15 protein-coding genes are annotated in these 16807 nt (G+C 43.4%); all 15 read left to right on the forward strand.

Features of this window, described 5'->3' with window-relative positions:
• Window positions 1-85: 85 nt before the first annotated feature.
• Entirely contained in the window at window positions 86-2761 is a 2676-nt protein-coding gene (locus NKR21_RS08355) for a calcium-translocating P-type ATPase, SERCA-type (RefSeq protein ID WP_144455983.1), read from the forward strand.
• Between the two features lie 83 nt (window positions 2762-2844).
• Entirely contained in the window at window positions 2845-3720 is an 876-nt protein-coding gene (locus NKR21_RS08360; RefSeq protein ID WP_119124831.1) for a YicC/YloC family endoribonuclease, read from the forward strand.
• Between the two features lie 76 nt (window positions 3721-3796).
• Window positions 3797-4066: an extracellular matrix/biofilm regulator RemA gene (remA, locus tag NKR21_RS08365; RefSeq protein ID WP_008344898.1), complete on the forward strand. Its 270-nt coding sequence runs from the start codon at window positions 3797-3799 to the stop codon at window positions 4064-4066.
• 9 nt (window positions 4067-4075) lie between these two features.
• On the forward strand, window positions 4076-4690 hold the full coding sequence (gmk, locus tag NKR21_RS08370; RefSeq protein ID WP_003212381.1) for a guanylate kinase: 615 nt from the start codon (window positions 4076-4078) through the stop codon (window positions 4688-4690).
• A gap of 3 nt (window positions 4691-4693) precedes the next feature.
• On the forward strand, window positions 4694-4897 hold the full coding sequence (rpoZ, locus tag NKR21_RS08375; protein WP_003211647.1) for a DNA-directed RNA polymerase subunit omega: 204 nt from the start codon (window positions 4694-4696) through the stop codon (window positions 4895-4897).
• A gap of 117 nt (window positions 4898-5014) precedes the next feature.
• On the forward strand, window positions 5015-6232 hold the full coding sequence (coaBC, locus tag NKR21_RS08380) for a bifunctional phosphopantothenoylcysteine decarboxylase/phosphopantothenate--cysteine ligase CoaBC (protein ID WP_144455985.1): 1218 nt from the start codon (window positions 5015-5017) through the stop codon (window positions 6230-6232).
• Window positions 6229-8637 (forward strand): primosomal protein N', encoded by a 2409-nt coding sequence (gene priA, locus NKR21_RS08385; protein WP_144469878.1) that lies wholly within the window; start codon window positions 6229-6231, stop codon window positions 8635-8637. Before coaBC ends, priA begins: the two co-directional genes overlap by 4 nt.
• Window positions 8638-8652: 15 nt before the next feature.
• On the forward strand, window positions 8653-9135 hold the full coding sequence (def, locus tag NKR21_RS08390) for a peptide deformylase (protein WP_119124833.1): 483 nt from the start codon (window positions 8653-8655) through the stop codon (window positions 9133-9135).
• A 5-nt stretch (window positions 9136-9140) separates the two neighbouring features.
• A complete protein-coding gene (fmt, locus tag NKR21_RS08395) occupies window positions 9141-10094 on the forward strand; it encodes a methionyl-tRNA formyltransferase (RefSeq protein ID WP_144455989.1) in 954 nt (317 codons plus the stop codon).
• Window positions 10081-11424 (forward strand): 16S rRNA (cytosine(967)-C(5))-methyltransferase RsmB, encoded by a 1344-nt coding sequence (gene rsmB, locus NKR21_RS08400; RefSeq protein WP_144455991.1) that lies wholly within the window; start codon window positions 10081-10083, stop codon window positions 11422-11424. The genes fmt and rsmB overlap by 14 nt, the downstream gene beginning before the upstream one ends.
• 3 nt (window positions 11425-11427) lie before the next feature.
• Window positions 11428-12510: a dual-specificity RNA methyltransferase RlmN gene (gene rlmN, locus NKR21_RS08405; protein ID WP_012009917.1), complete on the forward strand. Its 1083-nt coding sequence runs from the start codon at window positions 11428-11430 to the stop codon at window positions 12508-12510.
• Window positions 12511-12513: 3 nt separating this feature from the next.
• Entirely contained in the window at window positions 12514-13284 is a 771-nt protein-coding gene (locus NKR21_RS08410; RefSeq protein WP_144455993.1) for a Stp1/IreP family PP2C-type Ser/Thr phosphatase, read from the forward strand.
• Window positions 13278-15233 (forward strand): Stk1 family PASTA domain-containing Ser/Thr kinase, encoded by a 1956-nt coding sequence (gene pknB / locus NKR21_RS08415; protein ID WP_144455995.1) that lies wholly within the window; start codon window positions 13278-13280, stop codon window positions 15231-15233. Before NKR21_RS08410 ends, pknB begins: the two co-directional genes overlap by 7 nt.
• Before the next feature lie 12 nt (window positions 15234-15245).
• Complete coding sequence (rsgA, locus tag NKR21_RS08420; protein WP_144455997.1) at window positions 15246-16142, forward strand: ribosome small subunit-dependent GTPase A; 897 nt, start codon at window positions 15246-15248, stop codon at window positions 16140-16142.
• A 3-nt stretch (window positions 16143-16145) separates the two neighbouring features.
• A complete protein-coding gene (rpe, locus tag NKR21_RS08425) occupies window positions 16146-16796 on the forward strand; it encodes a ribulose-phosphate 3-epimerase (protein WP_144455999.1) in 651 nt (216 codons plus the stop codon).
• Window positions 16797-16807 lie beyond the last annotated feature (11 nt).

Consider the following 16807-nt stretch of genomic DNA (forward strand, 5'->3'; position numbering starts at 1 on the left):
TAGCATGATTTAGGACGAGTCTGAATAAACTGGCTTATAGAACACTGCATATGAGAGAGAACAAAAGAGGAGTGGACGAGGTCAAATGAATTGGCATGAACTGAACCAAACCGATTTATTAAAAACAATGAATACATCGATAGGTGACGGACTGTCAGAAAAAGATGTACAAAAACGGCTTGAAAAACACGGGCCAAATGAATTGCAAGAAGGGAAAAAGGCTTCGGCTCTGATCATTTTTTTAGCGCAATTTAAAGATTTTATGGTGTTAATCTTGCTTGCAGCAACGATCATTTCTGCTTTTCTAGGTGAATACATTGATGCAGTAGCCATTGTAGCGATTGTTCTCATTAATGGAGTGCTCGGCTTTTATCAAGAGCGCCGGGCGGAAAAATCCCTTCAAGCGCTAAAGGAATTATCAACCCCGCATGTGTATGCAAGGAGAAATAATGAATGGATCAAGATCCCGTCTAAACATCTTGTGCCAGGGGATATTGTGAAGTTTTCAAGTGGAGACCGAATTGGGGCGGATATTAGATTACTAGAAACAAAGAGCCTGGAAATCGAGGAGTCTGCTCTCACTGGCGAATCCATCCCAGCAGTCAAACACGCAAGTCCGCTTTCTAGCAACCATGTCTCGCTTGGTGATTTGACGAACATGGCCTTTATGGGGACGCTTGTCACTAGAGGAAGCGGCGTGGGCGTTGTCATTGGGACAGGGATGAATACAGCGATGGGACAAATTGCTGGCATGCTGGATGCAGCAGGGAATATGGAAACACCGCTGCAAAGACGTCTCGAACAGCTTGGGAAAATCCTCATTGTCGCTGCTTTATTTTTAACGGTGCTCGTTGTTGTTCTTGGCGTTGTGCAAGGACATGATTTGTATCATATGTTCCTGGCGGGAGTATCACTTGCAGTTGCTGCCATTCCTGAAGGCCTACCTGCGATTGTCACCGTCGCACTTTCATTAGGCGTGCAGCGGATGATCAAACAAAAATCGATTGTCAGAAAACTCCCGGCGGTGGAGACTCTTGGCTGTGCGTCGATCATTTGTTCAGATAAAACAGGAACCATGACGCAAAATAAAATGACTGTGACCCATGTATGGGCAGAGGGCAAAACGTGGAATATTTCTGGTACGGGCTATGAGCCATCTGGTGATTTCACCTTGAACGGAGAACTTGTCCATGTTGACAAACATCCAAGCTTGCAAAAGGTGTTACTATACGGTGCGCTTTGTAATGCATCGACCATCGTTGAAAAAGATGGCGAAATGAGGCTTGATGGTGATCCGACAGAGGGGGCACTTCTCACCGCAGCACGTAAAGCGGGTTTTACAGAGCAATTCATCGAAGCAGGATTTCACGTGGTAGAAGAGTTTCCTTTTGATTCAGAAAGAAAGATGATGTCAGTCGTCGTCGAAACGAATCAAAAAGAGCGGTACGTCATTGCAAAAGGTGCACCGGATGTCCTAATGAACCGTTCCAGCCATATCATGCACGGCGGCCGTACAGCGTCATTTTCAACCACTCATAGGCAAGAAACAGAGGCTGCGATTCAAAGTTTAGCAAGACAAGCGCTCAGAACGATCGCCATTGCGTATAAAAAAGTTGGTCTGACCGAAACCATCACCTCTGTCCAGCAGGCTGAAACTGATTTAACATTTATCGGGCTAGAAGGCATGATCGATCCCCCTCGTCCTGAAGTGAGACGGGCGATTAAAGAGTGCAGGGATGCGGGTATAAAAACAGTCATGATTACAGGAGATCACGTGGAAACAGCCAAAGCGATTGCGAAAGACTTGAGCCTTTTACCAAAGCAGGGAAAGGTGCTCGACGGAAAAGCGCTAGATCAGATGAGTGACAAAGAGCTTGAGCAGACGGCTGAAAATGTATACGTCTTTGCACGGGTATCACCGGAGCATAAGCTGAGAATTGTGAAGGCCTATCAAAAAAATGGACATATTGTAGCGATGACAGGTGACGGGGTCAATGATGCGCCTGCAATTAAACAAGCAGATATCGGTATCTCTATGGGCATCACTGGAACAGACGTAGCCAAGGAAGCGTCCTCTCTTATTTTACTTGATGACAACTTTGCGACCATTAAATCGGCTATTAAAGAAGGCCGAAATATTTATGAAAACATCCGTAAGTTTGTCCGTTATTTGCTCGCATCAAATGTGGGGGAAATTTTGGTTATGCTGTTTGCGATGCTTCTAGCGCTTCCGCTTCCTCTCGTTCCTATTCAAATTTTATGGGTCAACCTCGTCACAGATGGTCTCCCGGCGATGGCGCTTGGCATGGATAAGCCAGAAGGCGATGTCATGAAAAGGAAGCCGAGGAATATGAAAGAGGGGATTTTTGCTAGAGGACTCGGCTGGAAGGTTGTATCTAGAGGGTTCCTCATTGGACTTGCGACCCTTTTAGCATTTATGTTTGTGTATCACCGTGATCCAAACAATCTGCCATATGCGCAGACTGTTGCATTTAGTACGCTTGTGTTGGCGCAGCTCATTCATGTATTTGACTGCCGCAGTGAACGATCCATCTTTGAGCGGAATCCATTCGGGAATCTTTACTTAATCGGTGCGGTTTTGTCATCACTTTTATTGATGTTTGTGGTCATTTATTATCCGCCGCTACAGCCGATTTTCAAAACGGTGGCGATTGCACCAATTGATTGGCTATTGATCATCGGTATGTCTGCACTGCCAACTTTTTTACTGGCAGGATCACTTTTGACAAGAAAAAAATAATTCGTTATGGTATAATTTTGAGGTAATAGTGTCTGCTATTACCTTTTTCATTTTATTAATATGAAAGAATTGGGTGTTTTGACATGATACGCAGTATGACGGGATTCGGTCAAGCGAGTAAAACGGATGGAGAACTGACAGTGTCAGTTGAGCTAAAATCGGTCAATCACCGTTTTAAAGAGGTTCATGCCCGTTTGCCGAGGCCGCTTTTATATTTCGAAGACACATTAAAAAAAATCATTCTTCGTCACGTGCAGCGTGGTAGAATTGAGCTGTTTGTTACGATTGAAGGCGGTAAACTAGCAAGCCGGTCCTTGCAGATCGACTGGTCGCTGCTTGATGAATACATGAAAGCCGCAAAAGATCTCGAGAAGCGCTATCACATTTCAGGCATTCAGCATGCACATGACTTACTTGGGCTAGAGCATGCCGTTCAAGTAGAAGAATCCGCCAGCCGAAATGAGCAATTAGAGCAATTGCTGATGGAAGCTTGTGAAACGGCTGTCAAGGAGCTTTGTTTCATGAGAGAGCAGGAGGGGACATCACTTCAAAAAGACTGTGAGCTGAGGCTTTCTGAATTAGAAGCCTATACAGAAGAAATCAAAGTCTTTGCACCAGAGGTTGTGAGTCAGTATAAAGACAGGCTCAATCAGCGTTTGCAAGAGTGGGTTGGAGAGGCGCTTGACGAAAGCAGATTGACAACAGAAGCTGCGATCTTTGCTGACCGGTGTGACATTACAGAAGAGATTACGAGATTGAAAAGTCACTTTCAACAATTCCAGCAAATCTTGATGCAAGGCGGTGCTGCCGGAAGAAAACTTGATTTTCTTGTACAGGAGCTCAACCGTGAAGTGAACACCATTGGCTCAAAAGCGAACCATCATCATTTAACTAAGCTCGTGGTTGAAATGAAAAGTGCTATTGAAAAAATAAAAGAACAAGTGCAAAATATAGAATAGTCATTGTGTATGCTGTTTACAGTACGTCTCTTTCGGCGAGACTAGAGACGTTTATAATACAGGGGGACGTTAGAAGATGACCATAAAGTTGATCAATATCGGATTTGGAAACATCATTTCAGCGAATCGGATGATTTCGATCGTCAGTCCGGAATCAGCACCGATTAAACGAATGATACAAGACGCAAGAGATCGAGGCATGCTCATAGATGCTACATACGGAAGAAGAACCCGTGCTGTTGTCATTATGGACAGTGACCATGTCATCTTATCTGCCGTTCAGCCTGAGACTGTCGCGCAAAGACTTTCTGTAAAAGAAGAAATCATAGATGAAGGGCAGGGGTAATACGCCATTATGAAAGAAAGAGGACTTTTAATCGTTCTCTCTGGACCTTCGGGAGTTGGAAAAGGAACGGTCAGACAGGCCATTTTCTCCCAGGAAGATACGAAATTTGAATACTCTATTTCTGTGACAACACGTAAACCGCGTGAAGGTGAAAGAAATGGTGTCGATTATTTCTTTAAATCCAGGGAAGAATTTGAACATATGATTGAAAACAAAAAGCTGTTAGAATGGGCAGAGTATGTCGGGAATTACTACGGCACGCCTGTTGACTATGTAGAACAGACATTAAGCGAAGGAAAAGATGTTTTCCTTGAAATCGAAGTGCAAGGTGCACTTCAAGTAAGAGAAGCATTTCCAGAAGGTCTTTTTATTTTCCTTGCACCGCCTAGTCTTTCAGAACTTCAGAACCGCATCATTACGCGTGGTACAGAGTCTGAGGAGCTCATTCGAAATCGAATGGCTGCTGCAAAAGAAGAGATTGAAATGATGGATGCTTACGACTATGTCGTCGAAAACGATGATGTCGAGCTTGCTTGTGAAAGAATCAAAGCGATCGTCCTTGCAGAACACTTGCGCAGAGACAGAGTCGCACCAAGATATAAAAAAATGCTGGGGGTAGAATAAACCATGTTAGATCCTTCAATTGACTCATTGATGAACAAACTTGATTCAAAATATACACTTGTAACAGTATCTGCACGCCGTGCACGTGAAATGCAGATCCACCAAGATCAGCAAATCGAAAATACGAAGTCTTACAAATTTGTAGGCAAAGCACTTGAAGAAATCGATGCCGGTCTTTTGACATTTGAAAAAGAGGATCAAGAATAACACATCGCTTCTGCTATGCAGATACGATACGTTCAAAAAAGTCAAAACTATGATTGGTTTTGACTTTTTTGAATTGTAGACGAATTTGTGAAAAAGGCCGTTAAGGGGGACAAACTAATGTTACAGTCAAAAAATATTTTGCTCGGCGTCAGCGGAGGAATCGCCGTATATAAAGCAGCTGCACTTACTAGTAAACTCGTACAGGCGGGCGCAAATGTAAGAGTCATTATGACGGAATCTGCTCGTGAGTTTGTGTCTCCGCTTACCTTCCAAGCTCTGTCTCGACATGAGGTGTATGTGGATACATTTAAAGAAAACAATCCAAAGGTCATAGCGCATATTGATGTAGCTGACTGGGCCGATCTCATTCTAGTTGCCCCTGCAACAGCACATACGATTGGCAAAATGGCGGCAGGGCTTGCAGATGATATGCTCACGACGACCTTACTTGCTTCAACCGCTCCTGTATGGATTGCACCAGCGATGAATGTGCATATGTATGATCACCCAGCTGTGAAGCGGAACATTCGTACATTATATGAGGATGGTTACCGGTTCATTGAACCGAGCGAAGGTTATTTAGCGTGTGGCTACATTGGAAAAGGGCGATTAGAGGAGCCTGAAAAAATCGTAGAGCACATCCGTGCATTTTTTGAAGAGCCAAAAAGCTTACCGCTCTCAGGTAAAAAAGTCGTGGTGACAGCAGGTCCTACTAGAGAAGTCATCGATCCTGTGCGTTTCTTTACAAATCGATCGTCAGGAAAAATGGGCTATGCGATTGCAGAGGCTGCGCAGCAGATGGGCGCAGATGTCACGCTCATTTCAGGACCTGTTTCTTTAACTGAACCTGATCATGTCCATGTGGTGCACGTTGAATCGGCAGAGGACATGTATCAAGCCGCATTAGTTGAGTATGAGGAAGCGGACCTTGTCATTAAATCAGCAGCCGTCGCCGACTATACCCCCGTGACCTCATATCCACATAAAATGAAAAAACAGGACGGTGCCTTAGAGATAGAATTTACCCGGACTAAAGATATTTTAAAAGAGCTGGGGAAAAGAAAAGAGCATCAAGTGCTTGTCGGTTTTGCAGCTGAAACGCAGGATGTAGAATATTATGCGAAAAAGAAAATCGAATCTAAGCATTTAGATATGATTGTGGCCAACAACGTCACAAAAGAAGGTGCAGGATTTGCGACAGACACAAATGTAGCAGCCATCATCAAAGCAGATGGTACAACAAAAGAACTGCCGATGATGAGCAAAAAAGACCTCGCTTTTGAAATCTTAAAGGAGGCAAAACAGCTGTTGCCAAAAGAGCGTGATCGAGCATGATTGCTGAAGTCATCGTAGATGTCACGACGAAAGCCATTGATCGGCCATTCGATTACCGTGTACCAGATCGATTCAAAGATCTCGTCAAAGCGGGAATGAGGGTGGTCGTTCCCTTTGGCCCGAGGAAGATTCAAGGGTTTGTGACAAAAGTCAAAGAAGAAACAGACGTAAAAACAGGAAGCATAAAGGACATTGTCGATTTATTTGATTTATCACCTGTTCTGACAGATGAGCTAATGGAGCTTTCCCACTGGCTGACGGAAAAAACATTGTCCTATCACATAACGGCACTTCAATCGATGTTGCCTGCAGCCATGAAGGCGAAGTATGAAAAAGAAATTCAAGTGCTGTCAGATGAAGAACTTCCGCAGTCATTGAAAGAGCTTTTCGGTCAGCGAGATAGCATTCTTTACGCTGACATTCCAGCTGAACAACTAAAACAGATTCAAAAGCATGTCCAAAAAGGGCATCTAGAGGTAAGGTATCACGTCTCGCAAAAATCTGGAAAGAAAAAAGTGCGCATGCTCCAACTAGCAGCTTCGAAAGATAAGCTTGAAGAAAAGCAGCAGCAGCTGAAGAAAAATGCGGTCAAACAAAAGGCACTGCTCTCCTTCTTGCTTCAAGCGAGTGAGACGACCTTTTTAGCGAAAGACTTGCAGCAACAAACAGGCGCAAGTTCTCAAACGCTTAAAACCTTGATTCAAGAAGGGCTGTTAATAGAAAGCTATGAAGAGGTCTACCGCGATCCTTATCGGGACCGGGCGTTTACACCTTCTGCCTCACTTGACCTCATGCCTGAACAAGCAGAAGCGGCAAAACACATTCATCAAGCAGTCAGTGATGACCGGCACGAGACCTTTCTGCTGCACGGGGTAACAGGAAGTGGTAAAACGGAAATATACTTGCAGACGATTGATCATGCTCTTCAAAAAGGAAAAGAAGCGATCGTTCTTGTCCCAGAAATCTCGTTGACCCCTCAAATGGTTCAACGGTTTAAAGAACGATTTGGTTCAAATGTGGCTGTCCTTCATAGCGGCTTATCGACAGGGGAAAAATATGATGAATGGCGGAAAATCCACCGCAAAGAAGTCAAGCTTGTTGTGGGCGCGAGATCGGCAGTTTTCGCACCATTTGAAAATCTAGGCATGATTATCATAGATGAAGAGCATGAATCTTCTTATAAACAAGAGGAAATGCCCCGTTATCATGCCAAGGACGTCGCCATTGAACGAGCTAAAAGGCATCAATGTCCAGTCGTCTTAGGCAGTGCAACCCCTTCACTTGAAACGTACGCGCGTGCCAAAAAAGGTGTGTTTACACTGCTCACGCTTAAGCACCGAGTCAACCAGCAGAAGCTGCCGCACGTTTCGTTAATTGATATGAGAGAAGAATTGAGAAATGGTAACAGATCTATGTTTTCAGAAGAATTAATGCTCAGATTAAAGGAAGTGCTTGAAAGAAAAGAACAAGCTGTCTTATTTCTGAATAAAAGGGGCTATTCATCCTTTGTGATGTGCCGTGATTGCGGATATGTGGAGCAATGTCCTCATTGCGAAATTTCTCTTACCTATCACCGCTATCAAAAACGTCTGAAATGCCATTATTGCGGTCACGAAGCACCAGTGCCAGAAGAATGTCCAGAATGCCATAGTGAGCATATTCGCTATTTTGGTACGGGTACGCAGCGTGTAGAAGAAGAGCTGACAAAAGTACTGCCAGAGGCAAGAGTCATTCGAATGGATGTGGATACAACGTCTCGTAAAGGTGCTCACGAAAAACTCCTTACATCTTTTGGCAATAAAGAAGCGGACATCTTGCTCGGGACGCAGATGATTGCAAAAGGGTTAGATTTCCCAGATGTCACACTTGTTGGAGTTCTAAGTGCGGATACGTCTCTTCATATTCCTGATTTCCGTTCAAGTGAAAAAACATTTCAGTTGCTCACGCAGGTCAGCGGCAGGGCAGGACGACATGAAAAAGCGGGCTCTGTCATCATTCAATCGTATACGCCTTCTCACTATAGTATTGAATTAACGAAGCAGCATGACTACGAAGCCTTTTATGAACAGGAGATGCTGCATCGCCGCCACCAGTCTTATCCGCCGTATTACTTTTTGGCGATGGTGACTGTATCACATGAGGAAGTGACAAAGGCAGCGCATGTCACGGATCAAATCGTTCAGTTTCTAAAAATGAACTGTGCACCGAATACAAGAATCCTTGGTCCGGCTGCATCACCAATCGCTAAGATCAAAGATAGATATCGATATCAATGCGTGATAAAATACAAAAGGGAAAATGAACTGGCAAGTTTACTACGGAAAATACAAGATCATTATCAAAAGGAAATGGAACAAAAACAATTGATGATTTCAATAGATATGAATCCATATATGATGATGTAAAACGGAGGGCTTTAAGTGGCAGTAAAACCAATAGTCATACATCCGGCAGAAGTACTCGAACAAAAGGCAGAGTCTGTCGATACGTTCGATAAAAAGCTTAAAAAGCTACTTGATGATATGTATGATACAATGCTTGAGCTAGACGGAGTCGGACTAGCAGCACCACAAATTGGCATTTCACAAAGAATTGCTGTTGTTGATATCGGTGAAGAATCTGGCAGAATTGATTTAGTGAATCCCGAGGTTCTTGAAGTAAAAGGAAGTCAAACAGATATTGAAGGCTGCCTGAGCTTTCCATCTTTATACGGTACAGTAGAAAGACCAAGCTATGTGAAGGTAAAAGCCTTTGATAAGAAAGGCAAACCATATACAATAGAAGCAGAAGGATTTTTAGCAAGAGCTTTATTGCACGAAATTGATCATTTAGACGGCATATTATTTACGTCGAAAATCATTCAAACTTATACAGAAAAAGAACTAGCGGAAATGGAAGGGTGAAGAAAATGGCACGTATTGTATTTATGGGAACCCCTGATTTCTCAGTACCTGTGCTGCAAACACTCATAACAGAAGGATACGAAGTTGTCGGGGTCGTCACGCAGCCAGATCGCCCGAAAGGCAGAAAACGAGTTCTCACGCCGCCTCCTGTGAAAGTGGAAGCCTTAAAGCATGGCATTCCGGTCTTGCAGCCTGAAAAGGTACGTCTTGATGAAGAAATTGATAAAGTGCTTACATTAAAGCCGGATTTAATTGTCACGGCGGCATTTGGACAAATTCTACCAAAACGACTGCTGGATGAACCTCAGTTTGGCTGTATCAATGTACATGCCTCACTGCTCCCAGAACTAAGAGGGGGCGCGCCGATCCATTATGCGATCCTTCAAGGTAAAAAGAAAACAGGCGTTACGATCATGTACATGGTGGAACGACTTGATGCAGGGGATATGATCAGTAAAGTAGAAGTGGAAATCGATGAATTAGACAATGTCGGTACATTGCATGACAAGTTAAGTGTAGCAGGTGCTGCCCTATTGAAAGATACTGTGCCGAATGTTCTGAGCGGATCTATTTCGCCAATTCCGCAAAATGAAGATGCCGCAACGTACGCACCTAATATAAAGCGAGAGCAGGAAAGGTTAGACTGGACAAAGACCGGTGAAGAGCTTTACAACCAAGTTCGCGGCTTAAATCCATGGCCAGTTGCCTATACTGAATGGAACGGGGCTCAATTAAAAGTATGGGAAGCAAAAAAAGTTCCACTCGAAGTGCAAGAAGAAGCTGGGAAAGTGATTGAGCTTCAAAAAGAAGGTCCAGTCATTGGAACTGGGAATAAACAGGGCCTTCTATTAACAGGTGTACAGCCAGCTGGTAAGAAAAAGATGAGCGGCGAAGACTTCCTAAGAGGTGCAAATATCGAAATTGGACAGAAATTAGGGTTAATGAATGAAGAAAAGTAATGTGAGAGAAGTAGCGCTGGACGCTTTAATCAAACTCGAACAAAACCAAGCTTATAGTAATTTACTGTTGCAGTCAGTCATGAAAGACAAAGACTTGGCAGATCAAGACAAGCCGCTCTTAACAGAGCTTGTGTACGGTACACTGCAAAACAAGCTGGCATTAGATTATATGCTGGCACCATTTGTGAAAAAACCGCAAAAGGTGGCTCCGTGGGTCATGCAGCTTTTGCGGATGTCTCTTTATCAAATGGTCTACCTTGAAAAGATTCCAGATCGTGCAGCCATCCATGAAGCTGTAGAGCTAACGAAAAAGAGAGGGCACAAGGGCATTTCTTCACTTGTGAACGGGGTTCTTCGTTCCGTGCAAAGAGAAGGCGTTCCGGCTTTTGATGACATCAAAGATCCAGTTAAGCGGCTATCGATTGAGACAAGCCACCCATTATGGCTCGTGCAGGAATGGGTTCAGTCGTACGGATTTGAAGCGACAGAAAGCATGTGCCGCATTCACTTAGTACCGCCAAAGCAAACCCTTCGTGTCAACCGAATAAAAACGGACCGCGCAGCATTGAAGCAAAAACTGCTGGATGCCGGAATCGAAACGGAGCTTGGCGACTTATCTGAAGATGCACTCAAGCTAATGAAAGGGTCCATCGTTTCAACGCCTTCTTTTCAAGAAGGCTATGTGACCATTCAAGATGAAAGCTCAATGCTTGTTGCAAGAGCACTAGACCCTCAGCCGGGAGAAACTGTACTTGATGCCTGTGCGGCTCCGGGCGGAAAATCAACACATATCGCTGAGCGTATGAACGACGAAGGACAAATTGTTTCACTTGATTTGCACGAACATAAAGTGAAACTCATCAAACAAGCAGCAAAACGTCTAAACCTTACTCAGATTGAAGCAAAAGCACTCGATGCAAGGAAAGTAAAGGACGATTACAGCGAAGCTTCCTTTGACCGAATTCTGATTGATGCACCGTGTTCTGGTTTTGGCGTCATTAGACGAAAACCAGATATGAAATATACAAAGTCTCCAGAAGACTCAGCAAGACTTGCTACAATTCAGCAGGCAATCTTAAAAGAAACAGCTCCACTTTTAAAACCTGGCGGAACCCTTGTGTATAGTACATGTACAATGGACCCAACAGAAAATCAACAAGTGATTCATGCGTTTTTACAAGAACACCAAGACTTCGAACCCGATCTATCTCTTAATGAACGGCTGCCTGAGCAGGTTGCTCCGTTTGTTCAAAACGGAAGTGTGCAAATTCTTCCTCATTATTTCGGAACAGATGGTTTCTTTATTTGCAGCATGAGAAAGAAGGGATAAAAAATGACAGAACAAAAAGTAAGAAAAGAACTGAAAACAGATATGCCATCGATTTATTCATTTGAGCTTCACGAAATGAAAGAATGGTTAAAAGAACAAGACGAAAAGCCTTTCCGCGCAGCTCAAATTTTTGAGTGGCTTTATGAGAAACGTGTGACATCCTTTGATGCAATGTCTAACCTCTCTAAAGAATTAAGAGAAAAATTAAAAGCTCAATTTGCGATCACAACTTTAAAAACCGTGATCAAACAAACGTCTCAAGACGGTACGATCAAGTTTTTATTTGAACTACACGATGGTTATACAATTGAAACAGTGCTTATGCGTCATGAATATGGAAACTCTGTCTGCGTGACAACACAGGTTGGTTGTAGAATCGGCTGTACATTCTGTGCATCTACACTTGGCGGTTTAAAACGAAACCTTGAAGCCGGGGAAATCGTTGCACAAGTATTAAAAGTGCAGCAGGCACTTGACGAAACAGATGAGAGAGTCAGCTCTGTTGTCATCATGGGTATTGGCGAACCGTTTGATAACTTTGAAGAAATGCTCGCCTTCCTTAAAATCATCAACCATGATAACGGCTTAAATATCGGTGCACGCCATATTACGGTTTCGACAAGTGGAATCATTCCAAAAATCTATCAATTCGCTGATGAGCAAATGCAAATCAACTTTGCTGTGTCATTGCACGCACCGAACACAGAGATCAGAAGCCGTTTAATGCCGATCAATAAGGCATATAAGCTGCCAAAATTAATGGAAGCCATCGAATACTACATTCAAAAGACGGGTAGACGTGTCAGCTTTGAATACGGCCTATTTGGAGGAGTAAATGATCAGGTTCACCATGCAGAAGAACTAGCAGACCTATTAAAAGGAATCAAGTGCCACGTGAACCTCATTCCGGTGAACTATGTACCAGAAAGAGATTATGTGAGAACACCTAGAGAGCAAATCTTCCTATTTGAAAAAACGCTGAAAGAACGCGGCGTAAACGTAACGATTAGACGAGAGCAAGGCCATGACATTGATGCTGCTTGCGGTCAGCTAAGAGCGAAGGAGCGTCAGGAAGAGACGAGGTGACGAATGTTGATAAGGGCAGCCTTTCTTACCGATACAGGAAAAGTCCGTCAGCATAATGAAGATGATGCAGGTATTTTTGAAGCAAAAGAAGATTCACTTCTCGCTGTTGTTGCAGACGGCATGGGAGGTCATCTTGCTGGTGATGTCGCCAGCAAGATGGCAGTCTCTTCTTTAAAAGAATACTGGGAAGAAACATCTTCAATTCCAGAAAAGCCAGCCGATCAAGAAAGCTGGTTAATCTCAAAAATCAGTGACATTAATGATCAAGTTTATGAACATGCGCAAAACAATGAGGAGTGCCAAGGAATGGGGACGACCATTGTATGCGCACTCGTTCATTTGCAAACGGTCACAATTGCGCATATTGGAGACAGCCGCTGCTACTTGCTAAGAGAAGGAGCACTGACCCAATTAACAGATGATCATTCACTCGTGAACGAGCTTGTGAAAACAGGTGAAATTTCAAAAGCGGATGCAGAATATCATCCAAGAAAAAATGTGCTCACGAAAGCATTAGGAACAGATAAACGTGTTCAAATTGATGCACGCACTTTTGAGATGGACCCAGGAGATCAAATTTTGCTTTGCTCAGATGGTCTATCGAATAAAGTAGAAGAAGAGAATTTGATTCATATTTTAACGCAAACAACCGCACCAGAGGAAAAAGTAACAGAGTTAATACAAACAGCGAATGACAACGGCGGTGAAGATAACATTACAGCAGTACTGTTAGAAATCTCCTCCCAGCCAGAAGAGGGTGACAGCAAGTGTTGATCGGAAAAAGGATCAGCGGCCGTTATCAAATTCTTCGCGTCATAGGCGGAGGCGGAATGGCAAACGTCTATTTGGCGGAGGATATGATTTTAGATCGCGAAGTAGCGATTAAAATTTTGCGATTTGACTTTGCAAGCGATGATGATTTTATTAGACGTTTCCGAAGGGAAGCGCAGTCAGCTGCAAGCTTAGATCATTCGAATATTGTCAGCATCTACGATGTCGGGGAAGAAGATGACATTTATTATATTGTCATGGAGTATGTCGAGGGGATGACGCTGAAAGAATACATACACGCCAATGGCCCGCTTCATCCGAAAGAAGCCGTTCGCATCATGGAGCAAGTCGTTGCGGCGATGGAAGAAGCCCATGCGAAACAGCTCGTCCACCGTGACATTAAGCCTCACAATATATTAATAGACAATATGGGGAATATTAAAGTCACTGATTTCGGGATTGCCATAGCACTAAGCTCAGCAACCATTACCCATACAAATTCTGTCCTAGGCTCCGTCCACTATTTGTCTCCAGAACAAGCACGCGGAGGACTGGCAACAAAAAAGTCAGACATCTATTCGCTTGGGATTGTGCTCTATGAACTCATCTCAGGACGTATGCCATTTGAAGGGGAATCGGCTGTCAGTGTTGCACTGAAGCATTTGCAATCAGAGCCGCCATCTGTGAGAAGGTGGAATCCTTCTGTTCCACAAAGCGTGGAAAATATCATTTTAAAAGCGATGGCCAAAGATCCATTTTATCGATATGTAGATGCATCTGAAATGCAAAAGGACTTAAAAACCGCTTTCGATCCAGCCAGATTAAGAGAAAAACGCTTTGTTATTGAAGAAGACCATGAAGCAACGAAAGCGATCCCAATCATTCAAGATCATCAGATCGATCAAGACAATGAAAAAACAGCCGTCCACCCGGCTCAAAAACCGAAGAAAAAAGAGAAACAAAAGCCGAAAAAGAAACGAAAAAAATGGCCATGGATTGTGGCATCCATCTTATTTATGTTGATTGCTGCGACAATTTTAGCCATCACTGTGTTTCCTGGGATGCTTTTTCCAAAAGATGTGGAAGTCACAGACGTATCTGGCATGACGGTTGAAAAAGCAGAAAATGCCTTAAAGAAAGCTGGGTTTACCGTCGCTTCGGAGTCAATAGAGATTGCTGATGAGAAAATTGAAAAAGGTCTCGTTGTCAAAACAGATCCGAAAATCGGTACAAAGGTCAAAGAAGGAACAGAGATTCAGCTTTACGAAAGTACTGGCAAGGAAAAGACCGAATTACCTGATGTGACAGGTGAAAAGGTCGATAAAGCAAAAGAAATATTAGAGAAAAAAGGGTTTAAACAGGTCGTTGTGGAGGAAGTGAATGATAATGACACCGAATCTGGGATTGTCATGGAACAGAGTCCTTCAGCGAATACGGAACTTGTAGCAGCAGATGAAGAGGTCACGTTGACTGTCAGCATAGGTCCTGCCGATATTACATTACGTGATTTAACGACGTATAGTAAGCAAGCGGCATCGAATTATTTAGAGGATAACGGCTTAAAGCTTGATGAAAAAGAAGCGTATTCTGATGATGTGCCAAAAGGCGAGGTCATGAAGCAGGAACCAGGAGCAGGAACGGCTGTTAAACCAGGTGACACGGTCAAGATTACATTCTCTCTTGGACCGAAGGAAAAACCAGCCAAAACGGTGACTGAAAAGATTTCGATCCCTTATGAACCAGAAGCGGAAGGGCAGGAGATGAATGTCCAAATTTCCATTGATGATGCCGAGCATAGCATCTCTGATTCGTACGAAAGCTTTAAAATCACTGCGCCGACTGAACGGACCATTAAATTTAAGATTGAACCAGGTCAAAAAGGATATTATCAAGTGACGGTTGATGATAAAGTTGTCAGCTCGAAAACGATCGAATACCCTGATGATGAATAAAGGAGGGACTTTATGCCTGAGGGCAAAATTATAAAAGCATTAAGTGGATTCTATTATGTGCTAGATGAGTCACAAGAAAGTGGAAAAGTGGTTCAGTGCAGAGCGAGAGGCATCTTTCGAAAAAACAAAATTACACCTCTTGTTGGCGATTACGTCGTCTATCAAGCAGACAACGATAAAGAAGGCTACTTATTAGAAGTAAAAGAACGGACAAATGAACTTGTTCGTCCGCCTATCAGTAACGTTGACCAAGCGGTACTTGTTTTCTCAGCGACAGAACCAACCTTTAGCACATCACTTTTAGACAGATTTTTAGTGCTTGTTGAAGCCAATCATATTGAACCGATTATCTGCATTACTAAAATGGACTTATTGAAAACAGACGAAGAGCGTGAAACGATCATGGCATATGCAGACGACTATCGGCAAATTGGCTATGAGGTTCATTTAACTTCTACGATTGAAGGAGACGGCATTGAGAAGCTGACTCCGCACTTTCACAATAAAATCACGGTATTTGCCGGTCAGTCTGGTGTAGGCAAGTCGTCCCTTTTAAATGCGATGAGTCCTGAATTGGCGCTGAAAACAGATGATATCTCATCCCATCTCGGACGAGGAAAGCATACGACAAGACATGTCGAGCTCATTCGAACAGCAAACGGGCTCATTGCAGATACCCCGGGCTTTAGTTCGCTCGAGTTTACTGGCATCGAAGCAGAAGATCTAGGTCTATACTTTTTAGACATCAGGGAGCGGAGTGCAGATTGTAAATTTAGAGGCTGTCTACACGTGAAAGAGCCTGGCTGTGCGATAAAAGATGCGGTTGAGCATGATCAAATCAAAGAGTATCGATATCATCATTATCTAGAGTTTTTAACTGAAATCAAAGACAGAAAGCCGAGGTACTAAATCATGGTTTATATTGCCCCTTCCATTTTATCAGCAGATTTTGCCAATTTGGAGAAAGATATCCGTGATGTGGAACAAGGCGGTGCAGATTACATCCATATTGATGTCATGGACGGTCATTTTGTTCCGAATATGACATTCGGACCAAATGTCGTCGAAGCGATTAGACCGCATACGCGTCTTCCGCTTGATGTTCACCTCATGATTGAGCAGCCAGATCGGTATATTCCTGCATTCGCAAAAGCTGGCGCTGATATTATTTCTGTTCATGTGGAAGCTTGTCCGCACTTACATCGAACAATACAACATATAAAAGAACAAGGTGTAAAAGCAGGGGTCGTCTTGAACCCTCACACACCTGTGTCTCACATTGAGCATGTATTAGATGATGTGGACCTAGTGTTATTCATGACTGTGAACCCTGGTTTTGGTGGACAGGCATTTATTCCATCTGTCCTCAAGAAGGTAAAAGAAGTAAAAGAACTAAGCGAACAAAAGGGCTTAACCGATTTACTGATAGAAATAGACGGCGGTGTCAATGTAGAGACTGCAAAGAGCTGCAAGGAAGCTGGCGCTAATTTACTCGTCGCGGGATCTGCAGTATACGGTAAAGACAACCGCGCAGCAGCGATCCAAGCAATTCGAGAAGCATAAAAGAAGGAACC

The sequence above is a fragment of the Bacillus sp. 1735sda2 genome (assembly GCF_024159245.1).
GTDB classification, from domain to species: domain Bacteria; phylum Bacillota; class Bacilli; order Bacillales; family Bacillaceae; genus Bacillus; species Bacillus pumilus_O.